An 18,146-nucleotide genomic window follows, 5' to 3' on the forward strand; every position below is an offset into this window, starting at 1 on the left:
TGCCTTACTTGCTTTTCTTGGCATTGATGATGTCCTGCGCGCGAAGCCACTCCGGAGAGCGGGGCTTCATCTGCTTTTGCGCACGGATGGCGAATATCTGAGCCTGCTGAAGTTTGCCAGAATAATAGTTCATATCGGCGGTGGCGAGGTCGGCGAGCGCCATATCGCCCTGTTGGCCATAGGCCTGTGCCAGATAACCATAGCCGCCCGGAAACTCCGGATCGGATGCAATGCCTGCCTTGATCTCCTTGATCGCAGTCGGCATGTTCGCCTTGGCGCCGGTGAGCATGAGGGCGCGTCCATAGCTCATGCGCAACAGCGGCGATTTGCGCGGATCGAGCGAAACAGCCTTCTGGAAAGCCTTTGCAGCCCCTCCGGCGTCGTTGGCTTTCAGCAGGACTTCGCCCCGCATTTCCTGAAAATACGGGTTCTTCGGCTGTTCCTTGGCCAACGCATCGAATTTGGGCAGCGCAGCGCGGGCCGAGCCGTTCAGGAATGTCGTGATCGCATTGCCATAGCGGGCCGGAAGTCCGCCGGGATTATTGCGGAACATGCGTTGAAGCGCGCCCATATTGCCCGAATAAGCAGCAATCTTGGCCCGCGCCATGTCGTGGCGCAGCTGCAGAGCCGGTGAATCGGTCTTGTTGAAATAAGGGCTCTTTCTCGCAAGCTCTTCCAGGTTGGCTATTCGCTCGCGCGGCAACGGGTGGCTGATGCGATACTGGTCGATCTGGGTGCCGGTAAGCGACAAGGCCGATGCAAAGCGCTCGAAAGTGTCGAGCATTCCCTTGGTGGATTGCCCGGTGGCATTGAGATAGTTCACAGCGAGGCGATCGGCGGTCATTTCCTCGGTGCGCTGATAGTTGAGCACACTGCGCATGGCCATTTCGCCGGAACCCATGGCAATGCCCGCGCCGGCTCCCGCTGCATTGCCGCTACCGCTTGCAGCACCGGCCACACCCGCACCAACGCCCAGCAGCATCCCGATGATCGCCATATTGCGGGCACGGCTCAATTGTTCGCGAAGGCGCTCCTGATGGCCCCCGGCAAGGTGGCCCGATTCGTGCGCGATCACACCGATGATTTCATTGGGTGTCTCAGCCTGCATGATTGCGCCTGTATTGATGAAAATACGGCGACCATCAACGAAAGCATTGAAACTCGGCGAATTGACCAGGATGACGCGTACGCCGCGGCCGCCCAATCCCGCAGCCTTGAGAATCGGCGCGGCATAATCGGCAACAAGGGCTTCGATTTCCGCGTCTCGAACGATGGGAACGCCACCGCCGCGCGACTGCGCGAATGCGGGCAGGGCACTGGTGACAGCTATGGACGCCGCAGCCATTACGGCGACCGAACGTCGAACCATCCTATGGAAAGAAAATCTTCTGGAAGGGAAAGGTGAAGTCATCATCCCCATCGTGCTGTTCTTCCTTCTTCAAACCGGCCCGAATCTTATAGCCTTTGCATTCAATCACCGATAGGCAGGTGTGGGATAATCTATTTTCTCGAAAGGTGCTGTTGCTTTAGCAATCCGGCGATTATACGGCGGGTTCAGAAAGCGACATTCGCAATTTTTTGGAGGTAATGTTGATCACTCTTTCCAGCCGCAGCGAAGTTGAGCCCTTTCACGCCATGGACGTTCTGGCGGAGGCCAACCGCCGTCGCGCAGCCGGGCACCCGATCATATCGATGGCGGTCGGGCAGCCTGCCGATCCGGCACCAGCCGCCGTCCGCCAAGCTGCCGAACGCGCCTTGAAGGACGGGCGCATCGGTTATACGGACGCGTTGGGATTGATTGAACTGCGGGAGGCGATTGCCGCGCATTATGCCGATCATTACGGCGTTTCGGTCTCGCCGGAACGCATTGCTGTAACGACTGGCTCGTCTGCTGCCTTCAATTTGGCTTTTGTCGTCTATTTCGATCCTGGCGACAGGGTTGCCATTACACGCCCCGGCTATCCCGCCTACCGCAATATATTGAAGGCGCTTGGCCTTGAGGTCGTGGAAATACCCACGGGCAACGGAACGTCGGCCTCATTGACCGCCGAAGCGCTTGCGGCGGCACATGCCGAAAAGCCCTTGAAGGGCGTGCTGTTTGCAAGTCCGGCCAATCCGACCGGCGCAGTCATCGACAAGCCCGAACTGAAGGCGATCATCGAAACGGCTCGTGATCTGGGCATCCGGGTCATTTCGGACGAAATCTATCACCGTCTTTCATATGAAACGGAGGACGTCACCGCATTGGAAATTTCCAACGATGTGACGGTCATCAACTCATTCTCCAAATATTACTGCATGACCGGCTGGCGTATTGGCTGGATGGTTTTGCCCGAGAGCGATACGCGCGCAATCGAGCGACTGAGCCAGAGTCTCTATATCTCTGCGCCGGAGCTTTCGCAGCGCGCCGCCATCGAAGCCTTTCATGCCACCGCCGAACTTGAGCGGGTAAAGGATCGCTATCGCCATAACAGGCTGATCCTGCTCGATCACCTTCCACGCATCGGCCTCAGCCTTGCTGCGCCGATGGATGGGGCGTTTTATGCCTATTGCGATGTCTCGCGTTTCACCAACGACAGTATGGAATTTGCCCGCCGGATGATCGCCGAAATCAACATTGCCGCAACACCGGGGCGCGATTTCGATCCGTTGGACGGACATCGCACAATGCGCTTTTCCTATGCGGGCAAGATCGAGGAAATGGAAGAGGCTGTCCGTCGGCTCGAGGAGTGGTTGCCACAACAGAAAGCGTAAGCCTCATCGAGGCATCAGGAAACATAAAGCTTTCGTCAAAGGCAAAGAAAAACCGGCGTTTCCGCCGGTTTTTTCATTTCAATGTTGAAGCGGTTCTCAGAAGAAACCCTTCTTCTGCCACCAGCCGGCGCGCTTCGGCTTCTGCTCTTCGCTTTCGCTGGAGGTGACAACAGGTTCGGCGTTTTTCTGCGGTTCGGCAATCGTCGCCACGTCCGCTTCTACCGCCACGCTGTCTTCAACTTCAGCAGCCGGCTTCACAGCAGCTCTGCGGGTACGCCGCTTTGGCTTCTCCGATTCTGCGGCCGGTTCATCGGCTACCTCCACAGGCTCGGAAGGAGCTTCTTCGGCTACCTTCTTGCGGCTAGGGGTCTTGCGAGCGGGCTTCGCAGGCTTTTCCTCTGCCTCGGCAGATACGACATCCTCAGCCGCTTCTTCGGTCTTCGCAGACTTGCGAGCGCGGGGCTTGCGTGCAGCCTTGGCAGGCTTTTCTTCTTCCACAGTCTCCACAACCGAAACCGCAGCCTCAGTGGCTTCAGCCGCTTGTTCCACCGCGACCGGCGCAATTTCTTCGACAACTGCTTCCTCGGTCTTTACCGGCAGGACCGGAGTGTATCCGACGAACTCAGGATCAGGAACCTTGCGCGCGCGCGGTTCATCGTCGCGACGATTCTTGCGACCGCCCCGGCGACCGCGGCGGCGCTTCTTGCGACGATCTTCCTCGCTCAACAAAGCATTGGAAGACGTTTGCTGAGACTCATCGGCGTCCTCGTCCTCGCTGGAGGATTCATCCGAGACTGAACCGTCCTTGACAGACTGCTCCTGGCTCTCGCGATCACGACCACCGCGACGGCGACGGCGACGGCGGCGCTTGCGGTCACCTTCTTCACCACGCTCTTCAGAAGCCTGAACATCAGCCTTTATTTCTTCTTCGGCTTCGTCCTCATCGACCGGGATTTCCGGATCTTCGATATCGTCCTCGATATAGGCCATCGGCTGCACCGGCGGCTGCGTGATGGGCCGTGTAGACGGCGCCCCCTTGTCGATGACGAAATGCTGGTGACCGACGCTCTCATCGGCGTCAATGCTGATCGCTACACCAAAGCGTCCTTCCAGATCGGCAAGGAGCTGGCGCTTGTGATTGAGGACATAAAGCGCCGACGCAGCCGGTGTGCGGACATGAATGTCGAAACCGGAATGGCGCAGGAGGTAGTCCTCGATGCCGCGAATGATGTGGAGCGCCATGGAGGAATCCGAGCGGATATGACCGGTGCCGCCGCAATGCGGGCAGACCTGCATCGTGCTTTCGAGCACGGATGCACGGATGCGCTGGCGCGACATTTCCAGAAGGCCGAAATGCGAAATCCGGCCCACCTGGATGCGCGCGCGATCATCCTTCAGGCAGTCCTTCATCTTCTTTTCGACAGCGCGATTGTTGCGCTTTTCTTCCATGTCGATGAAGTCCACGACGATCAGGCCGGCAAGGTCACGCAGGCGCAGCTGGCGCGCAACCTCTTCGGCAGCTTCCAGATTGGTCTGGAGCGCGGTATCCTCGATCGAGTGCTCACGCGTCGAACGGCCAGAGTTTACGTCGATGGCGACGAGCGCCTCCGTCTGGTTGATGATCAGATAACCGCCCGATTTGAGCGTAACCTGCGGCAGCAGCATGCGGTCGAGCTGGGCTTCCACGCCATTGCGTGTAAAGATCGGGACCTGCTCGCGGTAAGGCTGGACGACCTTGGCATGGCTCGGCATGAGCATGCGCATGAAGTCCTTGGCCTCGCGGTAGCCGTTTTCGCCGGAAACGAGAATTTCCGAGATGTCCTTGTTATACAGGTCGCGGATCGACCGCTTGATCAGGCTGCCTTCCTCATAGACGAGGGCAGGCGCCGTCGATTGCAGCGTCAGTGTGCGCACATTTTCCCAAAGGCGCATCAGATATTCGTAGTCGCGCTTGACTTCAGCCTTGGTCCGGTTTGCGCCAGCCGTACGCAGGATCACACCCATGCCCTGTGGCACTTCGAGTTCCTTGACGATTTCCTTCAGCCGCTTGCGATCCTGCGGGTTGACGATCTTGCGCGAAATGCCGCCCCCGCGCGCTGTATTGGGCATCAGCACCGAATAGCGGCCGGCCAGCGACAGATAGGTCGTCAGAGCCGCGCCCTTGTTGCCGCGCTCTTCCTTGACCACCTGAACCAGAAGAATCTGGCGGCGCTTGATCACTTCCTGAATATTGTATTGGCGACGATTGGTGCGGGCAGGTGTCGGAAGCTCTTCAAGCGCATCTTCCGAACCGACAGATTCGACCATGTCCTCTTCATGTTCGATGTCATCTTCGTCGCCATTATCGACAGCTTCGGAGATCACGTCGCTCTTCTGTGAAAGAGCGATGGCCGGTGTGCCGGGCACGTAATTTTCAAAGGCCGGCCCAACAGGTTCAGCCGCGGGCAATCCCTTATCGGTGGCATAAGCCTGCGCATCGCCATTCTGGCCGTCACGGCGTCCGCGACGGCGGTTACGGCGTGATCGATCATTCCGCTCGCTACGTTCGTTCTTGGCGCGAGGTTCGTCTTCATCATCTTCCGAACGTGCGGCTTTGGCTTCCGCCTCAAGCAGCGCAAGACGGTCCGCTACCGGGATTTGGTAGTAGTCAGGATGAATTTCCGAAAATGCGAGGAAGCCATGACGGTTGCCGCCATACTCCACGAATGCAGCCTGAAGCGAAGGTTCGACACGGGTGACGCGCGCGAGGTAGATATTGCCTTTCAGCTGCTTTTTATGTTCCGACTCAAAGTCGAATTCTTCAATCTTGTTGCCCCGGGTGACGATAACCCGGGTCTCCTCCGGGTGGGAGGCATCTATAAGCATTTTGTTGGACATTATAGTCTTTCCTGCCGGCGCGAAGACGCAAAACGCGTGCGCCGGACGAAACCCTGCGGGCTGTCGTGCTCATTACGTTGCATCTGCCGGATGGTTCTGGGTTCGTCGGAATAAAAGCTGCTGCCTCCGCGCGCGATGGCCTCGTGGCGATCACGGTCTTCAGGCTCGCAATGGTCAGTCTTGCTTGACCCATAGCTGTTCCGAACGAAACGACCTCATATATGACCCGGGAAAGCCGGGCCGACCTCTTTGCTCTTTTCGAGCGTTGGCGACAGCGCGTAATGATGCGCAGTCGGCCGATGGAAACGGAGGGCGGGGGAGCCACATCTCCGCTGAATTCTGTGCCGGTTATCGGGGCGACGAATGAATATGCCGCTGTTTTCGCTATCATTCCTTGCGGTTCTTTTTGAGAACCGGCAAACGATTCTGATAGTTCACCCAAAACCTTCATAGCTTTTATGGCGTCGTTTGAGCGATGACAAGTGCGAATATCAATTGACCTTCGCATCGCAATTTCGCCGAAAGCTGAGTATAGGCTCCATTCAAGGTCGAAATACGGCTGGAAATCCTTCATTAACTGTAGTTCTGTACGAGTGTTTTAATGGGTATTCGGGCGAGAGGGTGCACGAACAAGCGTGCCGGTATCGCGATTATTGATACCAGTCATTCAATGATGTTCTTGATTGTGGCAGCCGATGCATTTTCGAAGCGCTGAAAACGCTGGGACAGGATTGCGGAGCCTGCAATGGCTCCTGTTGTTGGTCGCTCTTTTGTCGGGTCTGTATTTACAGGCCGCTCCCGTCATTGCCGCTGATCGGGTGACATCTCCGTTAGCTGCGCTGACGTTCCGGATGGCTGGCGACGATTTGCGAACGCGCATCGTCGTCATGTTCGACAGGGAACCGAAGCTCTCGACCCTGCTTCTCGATAATCCGCATCGGCTTGTCGTCGACCTGCCGGAAACACGCTTCGGTTTCGATGAAAGGAGTCTTGAAGCCCGTGGATTGGTGTCTCGCGTTCGGTATGGACTGGTGGGCAAGGGGCGTTCGCGGCTCATTCTGACACTGCGCGGTCCGTTCAAGGTGGAGGACCTACGGGTCTTAAAAAACGAAAGCGCACCGGGCTACCGGCTTGTGGCCGATATTGTTGCGACTTCAGACCGGGAATTTGCGGACCAGATGAAGGGCCGCAAGGAAATAACAAGCTCCACGAATCGCGATGAGAAGCCAGTTGAGGCGGGTTCGCAAAACGGTGTGGCAACACGGCCATTCACAGTGATGATCGATCCCGGCCACGGCGGGATCGACAGCGGTGCGGAAAGCCTTAGCGGTATCAAGGAAAAGGACCTGACGCTCGCTTTCGGGAAGGAACTCAGAGATCGCCTGGCGCAAGACGTGAACATAAAAGTTCTCATGACGCGCGACGACGACACTTTTCTGCGGCTTTTCGAACGCGTGCGGATCGCCCGCCAGCATGAAGCGGATCTGTTTATTTCCATCCATGCCGATACGATCAACCAGCACGATATTCGCGGCGCGACGGTTTATACTATCTCCGATAAAGCATCGGACTCTGTCGCGCGCGCCATGGCTGAACGGGAAAACAAGTCCGACACTCTTGCGGGCGCTGTTCCGGACGAGCAACCTGAGGTTACTGATATTCTTCTCGATCTGACGAGGCGCGAAACGCATACATTTTCCTTGAGCTTTGCGAAAAAGGTGATTCATTCCCTGCAAGGGCAGGTGAATCTCATCAATAATCCGCATCGGTTTGCCGGTTTTCAGGTCCTGCGGGCACCGGACGTGCCATCCGTGTTGATCGAAATCGGATATCTCTCCAACGCCGAGGACGAAAAACTTATCAGCAATCCGGAATGGCGTAAGAAGCTCGCGGACAGGCTCGCGAATGCGATCAAGGCGTTTGAAGCGCTGAAACACCCCGCTCGCATGAGTAAAGGATAGGGACCTTGAAATATGGAGCGCTGGGGCGATGTCACTTATAAATGCGCTCCAGCTTATAAGATGCATGCTTGCAACAGTTTAGGGGATTTTGGTCATGCTGACGAATGCAACTGCGTTAAATTGGTAAAAACACGTAAACCATCTTGCCTTTGACTCATTTGCTGGTCACTAAGCCATTGGTTGCCTCGTGGCATAATTGGGCTAAAGGGTTGGCTGTTCGTGCTTTGACCCTTATCATGTGAATAATCTGAAGGCAGGATTCCGCATTTATGGTAAGGCTTATCGGATATTTCTTCGGGATCGGAACGGTGCTGATGCTCCTCGTGGCAGGTGGCGTCGCCCTTTACGTCGGAAGTCTCACGAAGGATCTGCCAGATTACGAGGTGCTCGCAAAATACGAGCCGCCGGTAATGACGCGTGTTCATGCCTCGGATGGTAGCCTCATGGCGGAGTTCGCCCGTGAGCGCCGTCTTTACATCCCCATCCAGGCGGTGCCGAACCGCGTGAAAGCGGCTTTCGTTTCGGCTGAAGACAAGACCTTCTACGAACATCATGGTCTTGATTTCGCAGGCCTTGCCCGCGCGATGTTGACGAACGTCAAGAACATGGGCTCCGGTCGCCGTCCTGTTGGCGCGTCCACCATCACGCAGCAGGTGGCGAAAAACTTCCTTCTGACGTCGAAGCAGACCTATGATCGCAAGATCAAGGAAGCCATTCTGGCGATGCGCATCGAGCAGGCCTACTCCAAGGATCGCATTCTTGAGCTTTACCTCAACGAAATCTTCTTCGGCCTTGGTTCTTACGGTATTGCCAGCGCGGCTCTGACTTATTTCGATAAATCGGTTGGCGAACTTTCCATCGCCGAAAGCGCATATCTTGCCGCTTTGCCGAAGGGCCCGAATAACTATCATCCTTTCCGTCAGCCAGAGCGCGCCATCGAGCGCCGCAACTGGGTCATCGACCGGATGAGCGAAAACGGTTACATCACCGCGGAAGAAGCGACCGAAGCAAAGAAGCAGCCGCTCGGCGTGAAAGAACGTTCGGACGCCCATTACGTGTTTGCCTCGGAATATTTCACGGAAGAAGTTCGCCGCCAGATCATCCAGAAATATGGTGTCGATGCGCTTTACGAGGGTGGTCTTTCCGTTCGCACCACGCTGAACCCGACGCTGCAGGTCGAGGCCCGCAAGTCCTTGCAGGCTGCGCTGTTGCGCTATGATGAAGCGCGCGGCTGGCGTGGCCCCATGAAGAATGTCGAACTCGGCAACGACTGGGGTGCCGCGTTTGGTGATATGCAGTCCTATGCGGATGTGCCCGAATGGCAGCTCGCGATTGTGCTCAATGTTTCTGCCGCTGGCGCAGATATCGGTCTGCAGCCGCCGCTTGAGGCATCGGGCTCGCGCAGCAAGGAGCGCAAGCGCGCATTCATCGCCGCCGACGATATGAAATGGGCGATGCGCATCGTGAATATCGGCGGCAAGCGGACCAGTGCCAAATCGCCGGAAGGCGTACTGAAGGCGGGCGACATTGTTTATGTTTCCAAGACCGGAGAATCTCGTTTCCGTTTGCAGCAGCCGCCGAAGCTTGAAGGCGCGCTCGTTGCCATGGACCCGCATACGGGCCGTGTTCTGGCTATGGTGGGCGGGTTCTCTTATGCGGAATCGGAGTTCAACCGCGCAACGCAGGCCTATCGCCAGCCAGGTTCGTCGTTCAAGCCGTTCGTCTATGCTGCGGCTCTTGATAACGGCTATACGCCTGCCTCGGTGGTTCTGGATGGTCCGCTGGAAGTTAACCAGGGCGGTACGCTGGGTGTCTGGGCGCCAAAGAATTATTCGGGCAAGTTCTCCGGCCCGTCAACGCTGCGCTATGGCATTGAACAGTCGCGTAACGTCATGACCGTGCGTCTCGCGCAGGACATGGGTATGAAGCTTGTCGCCGAATATGCGGAACGCTTCGGTATCTACGACAAGATGCTGCCGGTTCTCTCCATGGCGCTCGGTGCAGGCGAAACGACAGTTCTGCGCATGGTGACAGCCTATTCCATCATGGCGAATGGCGGTCAGAGCATAACGCCTTCAATGATCGACCGCATTCAGGATCGTTACGGCAAGACCGTGTTCAAACACGATGCCCGCCAGTGCGAAGGCTGCAATGCGCAGGATTGGGCCAATCAGGACGAGCCGACCCTGATCGATAATCGCGATCAGGTACTCGATCCTATGACGGCCTACCAGATCACATCGATGATGGAAGGTGTGGTTCAGCGGGGCACGGCGCAGATCTTGAAGAGCCTTGACCGTCCGATGGCTGGCAAGACCGGTACGACGAACGACGAGAAGGACGCCTGGTTCGTTGGTTTCACGCCCGATCTCGTGGTCGGCGTCTTCATGGGTTATGATACGCCGACACCACTCGGTCGCGGCAATACCGGCGGCGGGCTCGCAGCGCCTGTGTTCAAGTCCTTTATGGAACAGGCTCTGGCCGGCACGCCGAAAGTGGATTTCCGCGTACCGGAAGGCATGACGGTTATCGCGATCAATCGCAAAACCGGTATGCGCGCCAATCAGGGCGACCCGAATGTGATCATGGAAGCCTTCAAGCCGGGGACGGGTCCATCCGACAGCTATTCGGTCATCGGCATGGATTCCTTCCGCGAAGGTTCTCCGGTTGCGCCGCAGTCGCCGCAGGCAACACGCGCCATCAACTCAGGCTCCGGCGGACTTTACTGATAGGGAAAAACAGGGCTTTACCCTTTACACCGTGCCGTGTGCTCACTATGGTCCGCGGCGCCTGGACTGTCGTCCATGCCCGAAGGCCTGAGCCTCGCAATGACTGGCTCGGCTTCTCAAATAAACAGAATGATATTGAAGGAACGATTTGCCCATGCGCGCGGAAATCGAGACGCTGGTTGACGAAATCCAGCAGGCCATAAGCCTGCTGAGGAGGCATCTTTGACTGGGATCAGGCGATAAAACGTCTCGGCTATCTTAATCAGAAGGCCGAAGACCCCTCTCTTTGGAATGATGCGCAGGAAGCCCAGAAGCTGATGCGCGAGCGCCAGCAGCTGGAAGACAGTATCAATGGCATCAACCACCTGACACAGACGCTGAACGACAGTATCGAACTGATCGCCATGGGCGAGGAAGAAGACGACAAGTCGATCATTCAGGATGCGGAAAACACTATCCGCGAGCTGAAGGAAGAAATCGACCGTCGCCAGATCGATATGCTCTTGTCGGGCGAAGCCGACGCGAACGACACCTATGTCGAAGTGCACGCCGGTGCCGGCGGTACGGAAAGCCAGGACTGGGCCTCGATGCTCCTGCGCATGTATACGCGCTGGGCCGAGCGCAACGGCCGCAAGGTCGAAGTGATGGAAGTGCATGAAGGCGAAGAAGCGGGCATCAAGTCCGCAACCATTCTCGTCAAGGGGCACAACTCATATGGCATGATGAAGACCGAATCGGGCGTCCATCGTCTGGTCCGTATCTCGCCTTATGACTCCAACGCCCGTCGCCACACCTCCTTTGCCAGTATCTGGGTCTATCCTGTCATTGATGACAATATCGATGTGCAGGTTACGGAAGCGGATGTTCGCATTGATACCTATCGCGCTTCGGGTGCCGGCGGCCAGCACGTCAACACGACCGATTCGGCAGTGCGTATCACGCATATCGCGACCGGGATCGTGGTTCAGTGTCAGGCGGAACGCTCCCAGCACAAGAACCGCGAAAAGGCCTGGTCGATGCTGCGCGCTCGCCTCTACGAAGAGGAACTGAAAAAGCGCGAAGCAGCGACGGACGCGGCGAACGCCACCAAGACCGATATCGGTTGGGGGCATCAGATTCGCTCCTACGTCCTGCAGCCTTATCAGCTCGTGAAAGATCTGCGTACCGGCGTCGAAAGCACCAACCCGCAGGAAGTGCTGGATGGTTCTGTCACGCCGTTCATGGAAGCCGCACTTGCGCATCGTATCCAAGGCGGCGGTGAACTGATCGACGATATCGACTGATTGGCCGCTCTCTGAATGCGACACAAAACAAAACCCGGCCTCTGGCCGGGTTTTTCGTTTCTTGAATTCAGAGCAGTGGCTCTATCTGTTTCCCGGCTTTCAGAAAATTGACCGGATTGACCGCTCGTCCATGCTCACGGACTTCATAGTGCAAATGACTGCCGGTGGAGCGCCCGGAACTTCCCGCCTCGCCAACAACGGCTCCGGCGGCGACTTGCTGTCCGTCGCGTACAAGAACGCGGCTTAGATGCGCAAAACGGGTCGAGAATCCATTGCCATGATCGATCTCGACCATGTTGCCATAGCCGCCGAAACGGCCTGCCTTCACGACCTTGCCCGCCGCGGTGGACTTTACGGTCTGACCATATGCCGCGCGAAAATCGATTCCGGAGTGGAAAGCAGCAGTACCTAGAAACGGATCACGGCGCACACCGAACAGGCTGGTCACGGGTTTTCCCGGAGCTGGATTGGCAAGGGGAAGGGCGCTCACACGCTTGCGGACCTGATCGAGCCGATCAAGCGCGCTATCGAGATTGCGCAACTGCATGTCGAAGTCATTGACTACCGTACCCGGTGACGAAACCGGGATAAGCGGTCCGCCCATCGCCACAGATGCGTTGCCGGGCGTTTCGATGCGCAGTCCGGCGGCGTTCAAAGTGTCGAGAATGCTGTCTGCTTTTTCATAGGCAGCATCGGCCAGAACGCGCACCTTGCCATTTTGCTCGCTTTCGATGCGATGAAGGTTTTGGGTAATGGTGGCAAGTATCTTGTCAGAGGTTTCAAGCGTCGATTCGCCCGAAAGTCCACCTGAAAGACGCAATCCCATGGAGCCGGCATCGGCACGGCGATCCGGCTTCCCGGCCGGTAATTTTCCGGGTACGGGGCCGGTGACGATCGGATCGATACCAGGGAAGTCACGCCCTGCCAGCGCTTCATTGGGGATGTATTGGCTATGCTGCTCAAGATCGGGTGCCGTTTCTGTCGGCATTTCCGGCATTGGCTGCAATTGCGAAGCCCGTTCAAGCAGAGGTGCAAGTTTCCCGTCACGCGCACTCAGCGTTTGCTGGCGCTGCATCAGTTCCGCAACCTTGTTTTCCATCACCTGCTGATCGAGCATCTGCCGACTGGTAATGCGATCAACCTCGGTACGAAGGGCTGAAATCCGATCTTCATAAAGTTGCTGGTTGCGGGCATGTCGAGCGATGCCGGCGCTCATGAGGTCGTCGCGTAGCACCAGATAGGCGGTCGCGCCAAGGTATCCTGCGGAGAGAGCCAGGAAAGCCGCGCCCCCAAGAGCTGTCATCCAGGGACGCAACGTGAAATGGCTGATCTTCTCACCGCGCGCGATAATCAGGACAGGCGGTTCCTTGCGTTCCCCGAACACCTTCTTGGTCGATGTTTTTGCCTGTTTCCCAGTCATGCCAGCCGCATGCCCCTTCTCGATTCCTTACCTGATTACAACTTATTAGGGTTAACAGACCCTTACATCCGGAGCTTGCGCGGGCCGTACGATGAGGTTTGTTTTACCGAAGGGGACTTCAGGATGCGGACTAGATCGATACGGGGGAAAGAGAACGATAAAAGGACGGGGTCAATCCGGCCTCGGCGCGCGCCAGCTCGTTGAACGGCGGCTTCAGGTCGCCGCGAAAATTTGCACGAACCAGTTCCTGAAATCTGGCGACCGGATCGATTCTGTTCCGTGCACAGAAGAAACGAAACCATTTGGCGCCCACTGCCACATGCGTTTTCTCGTCATTGTAGATAACGTCGAGAATTGCAGCAGTCTCATGGTCGCCGGTTTCGATCATTTTCTCAAGCAATGACGGTGTCACATCGAGTCCGCGAGCCTCGAGAATAAGCGGCACGACAGCGAGACGAGCTTCGAGGTCGTTGCGGGTCTGGTGAGCGGATTGCCAGAGCCCGTCATGAGCCGGCATGTCACCGTAGTCCGCGCCCAATGACTTGAGTCGGTCGCGCAGCAGCGTGAAATGCCGGGCTTCGTCATCGGCGACTTTCATCCAGCCATCGAAGAAGCTGCGCGGTATGGGCTTTGCGGCAAAACGGGCAACGATGTCGAGCGCAAGATCAATGGCGTTCAGCTCGATATGGGCGAGGGCGTGCATCAAGGCAATGCGCCCATGTTCCGTGTTGAGCGACCGCTTCTTCAACATGCGGGGAGGCACGAGCTCAGGTCTTTCCGGTCGCCCGGGACGCTCAGGCAAAGGTGGATCGAGCGGACTGCGAACCGAGAGTGTGCGCCCGAACCAGCGAGCGGCAGTTTCTCGTGTCAGTCTGACCTTTTCGTCAAGATCGCTGGCTGATATGGCACGGATGGCATTGCCGCGCAGCGTCTGTTCATAGGATGGCCTGTTTGTCATAGTTCAAAGCGCGCGAGCAGCCTCCAGAACCGCATTGGCATGGCCGTCTACTTTCACCTTGTTCCAGACCTGAGCGATTTTTCCTGTCGCATCGATCAGGAACGTCGTACGTTCCACGCCCATATATTTTCGGCCATACATGTTCTTTTCCACCCACACCCCATAGGCTTCAAGCGCCACCCGGTCTTCGTCGGCGGCAAGATCGACAGTCAGGTCGTGCTTCTTGCGAAATTTCGCATGTTTCGTCGCGCTGTCGGGAGAAAGGCCGATGACACGAACCCCGATCTTGTCGAATTCCGGTTTCAGTTGGGAAAAGGCAATCGCTTCCTTGGTGCAGCCGGAAGTATCGTCTTTCGGATAAAAGTAGATCACGACCGGCTTGCCTTTAAGGGATGACAGAGAGATTTCGCCATTATCCGAAGGCAGAGTGAAATCGGGTGCCGGATCGCCAACTTGGGGATGAGCCATATCTGCGCCTTTCTTTTATGGATTAGGATGGAAACCACCTGTTACAGTCCGAGCTATCGCATTCAGGCAAGGCTTGTGCAACCGTTGATGCTCGCATCATCATAATGTTGGTGCGGAAGCACAAAAACAGAGGATTCAGGTATACGATACGGGTCGGAAGCAGTTATAAAACAGATAATTACGATCGCTTAATGAAGTAAATTCTGAGGGATCGTTTGGCATGGTACTCTTTTACTGGCTGGGTTGTTGATAGAGAAACCGCAGAAGATCCGCTTCAGCAAGCGGGAGATGAAAAGAATCGAGCGTCTCGCCGCCGATGGCGAGTGTGGGTTTTTGCCCGGCCCGGCACGTTCAGGCCGTTCCATTTTATCGCGCTGTTCCCATGCGGTTCTGTCCATCTGCATTCTTCTGGTTCTTCTTGTAGGCGCCGGTTTCGTCATCCTTCGCAGCGGCATCGACAGCAATCTTCTGCGTGACGAAGCGCAGAAAAGCCTGACACATATTCTCGGTGATGGCGCATCGGCTTCCATAGGCAGCGCGGCGCTGTCACTGGATCAGGACAGTCACGTCGCGCTCGAAGCCAGGGATGTCTCGATCGCCGATCCGAAGCAGGGCGTCGAAATCAGCGGAATCAAATCCGTTCGCCTGGGACTGGCACCGCTGCCGCTTCTCACCGGCCAGGTGCGCGTTGCTCAGCTTGAAGTGGATGGCGTTTCCTTTGAAATGCCCGAAACGAAGGGGTCGGGCTTCTGGAAGTCCCTGCCTTACGACGAGAATGGTATTCTCGATTTCGATGCGGTTTCAGGTGAGCTTTTTGCCGCCATGCGCCGCAGTCTGGAGCTTTTGCGTGCTCAGGAAACGCATGCCATAGGCATTTTCAACAGCACTCTCGCTTTCAAGGTTGGCGATGAGCAGCAGATTCTGGGCATCGAGGAAGCCCGCCTCGTCGAAAATGGCGGAAAAATCGGCATTGCCGGCAGCGTCATATGGAAAGGCAAGAAAATTGCCCTGGATGGCAAGATCGACCGGCATGCAGGCGATAACAGCCTGGCCGGGTTTGAGCTGAATATCCGCGACATTCCAATCACATTGGGCTCTCCGCCTGAAGTCGCCCCCGTTATAAACGGCAATCGCGTCAATCCGGCCCATTTCGAGCTGGCGGCATCGGCGCGCTTAACCCTGATGGGATTTGCAGCCGATGCGGACAAGCCCGAACGTCTCGCGACTGAACTTGCCGTGGACGACCTGGATATGCAAATCGGCAAGGTTGAAGACGTGCGCGGGGGCGCTCGTCTCAGCCTTGAGCACACGGTCGGAAGCCGCAAGATTGAGATCAAGACGTCGCGGCTGCAACTGGGCGGTATGCAGGCACAGTTCAACGGGGCTTTTGGCCCGGAACCGGAAACCGAAAACAATACCGGTGGTCCGACATATCGCTTCGAGGTTCTGACGACATCAGCGACAAGCATGCCGTCTGAATCGACCGATCCTCCATTGTCCTTCGCGACGCGGATAGCGGGACGCTATATGGCTGACCAGCAACGCATCCAGTTTGCCAATCTCGATGTGCAGACGGAAAACGGACAGCTTTTTGGTCAGGGAAGCATGGCATTTGGCGCCGGTTCGCCCGAAATGATATTCTTGCTTCGCATTCCTAAAATGCCCGTTGCCGATGCCAAGCATCTCTGGCCCATTGATGTGGCGGATGGCGCTCGCGAATGGGTGCTTAAAAACCTTTTCGGCGGAACGCTCAAAGATAGCCGCATCGATATTTCGCTTGCGGGCGGCCGCTTCAACGGGCCGGGCCTGCCGCCTCCGCTGACTGGCGATGAAATCAAGGCTGATTTCAAGGTCTTCGACACGCGTTTCGATGTCGTGGGAGAACTGCCCCCCGTGCGCGATGCCCAGGGCGAAATATCGGTCCGCGGGGCTTATACGACGATCAAGCTTTTAAAAGGCGTGGCCTACACGCCAAATAACCGCAAAGTTGATGTGTCCGACGGCACGCTGATCATTCCCTGGGGGCCACAGCGCCCGGTTATCGCTGAACTGGACCTCGGTGTCGCCGGTGAAGCTTCGGCCATTGCTGAAATTGCCGGGAACAAGCCCATCGACGTTTTGAAGAATGTGCCGTTTCTACCTGACGATGTGACGGGCGATGTGAAGTCGCGGGTCAGGGTGAACTTTGCCGTTTCCAAGGACCCGCCGCCCGGCACGCTTCGCTGGAACGCTGACATTGGCTTCACTGGTCTCGATATTTCGAAGCCAATAGCCGGGTCGACCGTCAGCGAAGCGACGGGCAGCATCAAGGTCGATCAATCTGCCGCCAATATTACTGCCGATGCGATGCTTGACGGTATTCCGGCAAAGGTCACCCTGATCGAGCCGGTGGACCGCTCCGGGCCGGTCAAGCGCGAGCAGAAGGTCAGGCTGGATATCGATGACAAGACCCGTAACGCAGTCTTTCCGGGGCTGAACTCCATCTTTTCCGGTCCGATGGCGGTTGATCTCGGCATGGAGGATGGCGGTAAGCGCCACGTTTCGGCGGATCTTGGTAAGACGCAGATTGACCTTCCCTGGCTGGGGTGGCGCAAGGGCACAGGCATACCGGCGAAGGCGACCTTCGATCTCGTTCAGAACCCCGACGACAAGAGTAAGATGGACATCACTAATCTTGTCTTCACTGGCGACGCTTTCGGTGCCAAGGGCGATCTCTCGATTGCGAAAGGTGACTTCCAGTCTGCAAATTTCAGCGAGATCCGCCTCAATAGAAACGATAGTCTCGCCGTCAAGGCAACCAAAAGCGGCGGCAGCTATCGGGTCAATGTGCGCGGCTCGCAGTTCGACGCACGTGCCTTGATCAAACAGGTTTCAGATCTTGGCGAGAAGGGCGGCAACGGCAGCAAGACCAACAATCCACGCGTGGTTGTAAGCGCCCAGATCGATGAGGTCGGCGGCTTCAACGGCGAAGCGCTGCGCAATGTTGCTGTTTCCTATGAAAGCGCTGGCAGCAAGGTTTCGGGCGTATCGGTCAACGCTGTTACATCGTCCGGTGAATCCTTCGTGGCGACGAACAACGATCAGGGTGATGCGCGTTCTATCTCGCTTCAGTCCAACGATGCCGGAGCAGTGCTTCGTTTCTTCGATTTTTACGACAAGATGCGCGGCGGCAAGATCACAGTCGGGCTTGCAGCTCAGGGCAATGGGCCATTGCGCGGCCAGATCGATGCGCGCAACTTTGCAATTATAAACGAACCGCGTCTGGCCAAGATCGTTTCCAGCCCCCCCTCCAGCGGAGGCACAAGCCTCAACCAGGCTGTCAAACGCGATATCGATGTTTCACGGGTGGATGTCGAGCGCGGTTTCTCGCTGATCGAAAAGGGCAATGGTTATCTGAACCTGTCGAGAGGAGTCGTGCGTGGGCCGACTGTCGGTACGACTTTTCAGGGAACGCTCTATGACCAGCAAGGCAATATGTCTATTACCGGAACATTTATGCCTGCATACGGTGTCAATCGTTTGTTCGGGGAACTTCCCATCGTGGGTGCGTTGCTCGGCAACGGGCGCGACCGTGGCTTGATTGGAATTACCTACAAGCTTGCCGGCAGCGCCAAGCAGCCGCAGGTGATCGTCAACCCGATTTCGGTCATTGCTCCTGGGATATTCCGCTCAATATTCGAGTTCTAGAATCTATTC

Annotated in this window: 11 protein-coding genes; 6 read left to right on the forward strand and 5 right to left on the reverse strand. The window is 56.8% G+C overall.

Features of this window, described 5'->3' with window-relative positions; translation table 11 throughout:
• Positions 1–4 precede the first annotated feature (4 nt).
• Positions 5–1,369, reverse strand: a complete 1,365-nt coding sequence (locus J9800_RS06105; protein ID WP_286167478.1) for a M48 family metalloprotease — start codon at positions 1,367–1,369, stop codon at positions 5–7.
• Between J9800_RS06105 and J9800_RS22055 the strand changes: the two genes are divergently transcribed.
• Entirely contained in the window at positions 1,329–1,484 is a 156-nt protein-coding gene (locus tag J9800_RS22055) for a hypothetical protein (protein ID WP_286167513.1), read from the forward strand. The genes J9800_RS06105 and J9800_RS22055 overlap by 41 nt on opposite strands.
• 106 nt (positions 1,485–1,590) lie before the next feature.
• Positions 1,591–2,754: a pyridoxal phosphate-dependent aminotransferase gene (locus tag J9800_RS06110; RefSeq protein WP_114215710.1), complete on the forward strand. Its 1,164-nt coding sequence runs from the start codon at positions 1,591–1,593 to the stop codon at positions 2,752–2,754.
• A 96-nt stretch (positions 2,755–2,850) separates the two neighbouring features.
• Here J9800_RS06110 and J9800_RS06115 read toward each other — a convergent pair whose 3' ends face one another.
• On the reverse strand, positions 2,851–5,631 hold the full coding sequence (locus J9800_RS06115) for an Rne/Rng family ribonuclease (protein ID WP_114215462.1): 2,781 nt from the start codon (positions 5,629–5,631) through the stop codon (positions 2,851–2,853).
• Between the two features lie 695 nt (positions 5,632–6,326).
• Here J9800_RS06115 and J9800_RS06120 point away from each other — a divergent pair.
• From J9800_RS06120 to prfB, 3 genes are all read left to right on the forward strand, one after another.
• On the forward strand, positions 6,327–7,592 hold the full coding sequence (locus J9800_RS06120) for an N-acetylmuramoyl-L-alanine amidase (protein WP_114215460.1): 1,266 nt from the start codon (positions 6,327–6,329) through the stop codon (positions 7,590–7,592).
• A 269-nt stretch (positions 7,593–7,861) separates the two neighbouring features.
• Positions 7,862–10,321: a penicillin-binding protein 1A gene (locus J9800_RS06125; protein WP_112588102.1), complete on the forward strand. Its 2,460-nt coding sequence runs from the start codon at positions 7,862–7,864 to the stop codon at positions 10,319–10,321.
• Positions 10,322–10,475: 154 nt separating this feature from the next.
• Positions 10,476–11,604 (forward strand): peptide chain release factor 2 gene (prfB, locus tag J9800_RS06130; protein ID WP_114215459.1). Its coding sequence is split into 2 segments (ribosomal slippage): positions 10,476–10,544 and positions 10,546–11,604, totalling 1,128 coding nucleotides; the frame shifts between segments, so codons are not numbered across the junction.
• A gap of 67 nt (positions 11,605–11,671) precedes the next feature.
• Here the strand turns inward: prfB and J9800_RS06135 are convergent.
• The 3 genes from J9800_RS06135 to bcp form a co-directional block, all read right to left on the reverse strand.
• On the reverse strand, positions 11,672–13,024 hold the full coding sequence (locus J9800_RS06135; RefSeq protein ID WP_114215458.1) for a M23 family metallopeptidase: 1,353 nt from the start codon (positions 13,022–13,024) through the stop codon (positions 11,672–11,674).
• Positions 13,025–13,154: 130 nt separating this feature from the next.
• Positions 13,155–13,982 (reverse strand): ferritin-like domain-containing protein, encoded by an 828-nt coding sequence (locus J9800_RS06140; protein WP_114215457.1) that lies wholly within the window; start codon positions 13,980–13,982, stop codon positions 13,155–13,157.
• A gap of 3 nt (positions 13,983–13,985) precedes the next feature.
• On the reverse strand, positions 13,986–14,450 hold the full coding sequence (gene bcp / locus J9800_RS06145) for a thioredoxin-dependent thiol peroxidase (RefSeq protein ID WP_114215456.1): 465 nt from the start codon (positions 14,448–14,450) through the stop codon (positions 13,986–13,988).
• A gap of 288 nt (positions 14,451–14,738) precedes the next feature.
• On the opposite strand from bcp, the gene J9800_RS06150 reads away from it, so the two are divergent.
• Complete coding sequence (locus J9800_RS06150) at positions 14,739–18,137, forward strand: AsmA family protein (RefSeq protein WP_114215709.1); 3,399 nt, start codon at positions 14,739–14,741, stop codon at positions 18,135–18,137.
• Positions 18,138–18,146: the final 9 nt, after the last annotated feature.

The sequence above is a fragment of the Ochrobactrum sp. AP1BH01-1 genome, assembly GCF_018066705.1.
Taxonomy (GTDB): Bacteria; Pseudomonadota; Alphaproteobacteria; order Rhizobiales; family Rhizobiaceae; genus Brucella.

Bases quoted from the DNA above. Each gene is read 5' to 3' on its own strand.
- J9800_RS22055 (WP_286167513.1), top strand. From the start codon at position 1,329: ATGGACGCCGCAGCCATTACGGCGACCGAACGTCGAACCATCCTATGG.
- J9800_RS06105 (WP_286167478.1), bottom strand. From the start codon at position 1,369: ATGGTTCGACGTTCGGTCGCCGTAATGGCTGCGGCGTCCATAGCTGTC.
- J9800_RS06115 (WP_114215462.1), bottom strand. From the start codon at position 5,631: ATGTCCAACAAAATGCTTATAGATGCCTCCCACCCGGAGGAGACCCGG.
- J9800_RS06120 (WP_114215460.1), top strand. From the start codon at position 6,327: ATGCATTTTCGAAGCGCTGAAAACGCTGGGACAGGATTGCGGAGCCTG.
- J9800_RS06125 (WP_112588102.1), top strand. From the start codon at position 7,862: ATGGTAAGGCTTATCGGATATTTCTTCGGGATCGGAACGGTGCTGATG.
- J9800_RS06135 (WP_114215458.1), bottom strand. From the start codon at position 13,024: ATGACTGGGAAACAGGCAAAAACATCGACCAAGAAGGTGTTCGGGGAA.
- J9800_RS06140 (WP_114215457.1), bottom strand. From the start codon at position 13,982: ATGACAAACAGGCCATCCTATGAACAGACGCTGCGCGGCAATGCCATC.
- bcp (WP_114215456.1), bottom strand. From the start codon at position 14,450: ATGGCTCATCCCCAAGTTGGCGATCCGGCACCCGATTTCACTCTGCCT.
- J9800_RS06150 (WP_114215709.1), top strand. From the start codon at position 14,739: ATGAAAAGAATCGAGCGTCTCGCCGCCGATGGCGAGTGTGGGTTTTTG.